The sequence below is a fragment of the Actinomadura logoneensis genome (genome assembly GCF_003428695.1).
Lineage (GTDB): Bacteria > Actinomycetota > Actinomycetes > Streptosporangiales > Streptosporangiaceae > Spirillospora > Spirillospora logoneensis.
The window spans coordinates 1-1,797 of record NZ_QURH01000577.1; the positions used below are offsets into that span (position 1 = coordinate 1).

Annotated in this window: 1 protein-coding gene and 1 pseudogene; both read right to left on the minus strand. The window is 75.0% G+C overall.

What is annotated here, in order from left to right:
* Positions 1 to 360 (minus strand): annotated as a pseudogene (locus DZF91_RS40250) (hypothetical protein); the annotation flags it as partial.
* 172 nt (positions 361 to 532) lie between these two features.
* Positions 533 to 1,747 (minus strand): helix-turn-helix domain-containing protein, encoded by a 1,215-nt coding sequence (locus tag DZF91_RS24325; protein WP_117359610.1) that lies wholly within the window; start codon positions 1,745 to 1,747, stop codon positions 533 to 535.
* Positions 1,748 to 1,797: the final 50 nt, after the last annotated feature.

Below are 1,797 nucleotides of genomic sequence, written 5' to 3' on the forward strand. Positions count from 1 at the left end.
CCCGCCGGACGAGCCGCCGCCCGGGGTGCCGCCTCCCGGCGTCCCGCCGCCGGGGGTGCCGCCGCCGGGCCCGCCCGTCGGGGGAGTGGTCGGCGTGGTGGGCGGGTCCGTCGGCGTCGTCGGCGGATCGGTCGGTTTCGTCGGCGGGTCGCTGGGCGTGGACGGCGGGTCCGTGGGGGACGGCGCGGGGGTGTCGGACGGCGTGCCGCCGCTCCCGGACGGAGCGGGCGTGCCGGAGGCCCCGGACGTGGGGGAGGCGTCGTCGGCGAGCGCCGCGGGGGCGGTCAGCCCGCCGAAGGCCAGGACCGCTGCCGCGCCGAGACCCGCGAACCTGGGAAGACCGACCGGTCGGGTACGCACCCCGCCCTCACCTCCGCCTTTAGGCGACATCTGGAAACAATTCCTCGAAGAGTAATATGACCACGCCGGAGGAATGGCTTTCAACCCTCCCCCGAAAGTCGTCGCGAACGACGGAAAAAACGGGAGGCGGGGCGCCGGCGTTATCAACGGATGAGTAGACGGGACGTTCTGGCTAACCGTCCCCGTGATCGTCGTGACCGGTTTCCCGCACCCCCTTGAGTAATCTGGTCGCGCGCAGTACGACCTCCATCGCGAAGCGTGAGTCGGGATCGCCGAGCCGGTCGCCGAGCACCTCCTCCAGGCGGCGCATCCGGTACCGGACGGTCTGCGGGTGGATGTTGAGCCGTTCGGCCAGCTCCACGCCCGTCCCGCGGGTGGTCAGCCAGGCGTAGAGGGTCTCCAGGTACCGCTCGGGCTGGCCGCCGCCGAGCTCGGTGACCTCGCCGAGCAGCCGCCGGGTGAGGTGGTCCACGACCGTCTGGTCCGACAGCAGCCACAGCGTGACCAGGTGCTCGCCGCTGTCGATGACGCGGTCGTCGCCGAGCGCGCCGGTGCGGGCGACGGCGAGCGCGCGGCGGGCCCAGCGCAGCGACTCGGCGGCCTTGACGGTCGGGACGGTCAGCCCGACCGCCAGCCGCCGCTCGGGCCAGCCGGAGGTGAGCATCCGCAGCCGTCCGGCGTCGACCCCGCCGGGCACCAGCAGGTGCGGCGCGTCCCCGGACAGGTCGACCAGCAGGTCGCGGTGCAGGGTGTGCGGGGACGGCTGCGGCCCGGTCGGCAGCGCGACCAGGGTGACCTCGTCGGGCACCGCCCAGCCGGCGAGCCGGGCGAGGTTGGCGACGGTCTGCGCGCTCGGCGCCGGCTCGCGCAGCAGGCTGTGCAGCAGCCGCCGCCGGTGGTCCTGCTGCTCCTCGTCCGGGCGGGCGGTGACGTAGCCCTCCAGCGACAGCGAGGCCAGCTCGTTGATGTAGGAGAACAGCTCGTCGGCGAGGCGTCCCATCACCGGGGCGGGCAGGTTCCGCTCGGCGGCGACCTTCATGACCCGCCGCCAGGCGATCTGGGCGCCGATCCGGTAGGCGGTCTGGAGGCTGGAGAGGGTGCGGCCCTCCATCGCCTCGAACCGGCCGAGCCGCCGGTAGGTCTCGTCGTGCCGGTCGCGGGGGGTGGACGGGTCGGCGAGCGAGTCCACGAAGTGCGACAGGGCCCGCTCGACGCCGATCCGCAGCGCCTGCACGTAGGGGCCGTCGGTGGCCCGGCCGTACTCGGGCACGGCGCGCTTGATCTCGGTGATGATCTCCGCGGCGAGCGTGGGCAGCTCGGGCCGGACGAGCGCGACCAGCCACCGGGGGGCCGGGCCCGTGCCGGGGTCGCCGTGCGTCTGCGCCATCGCGCTCCTCCGCGGGCGCGCGCGACGGCCGCCGGACCGGCGGGGGCACC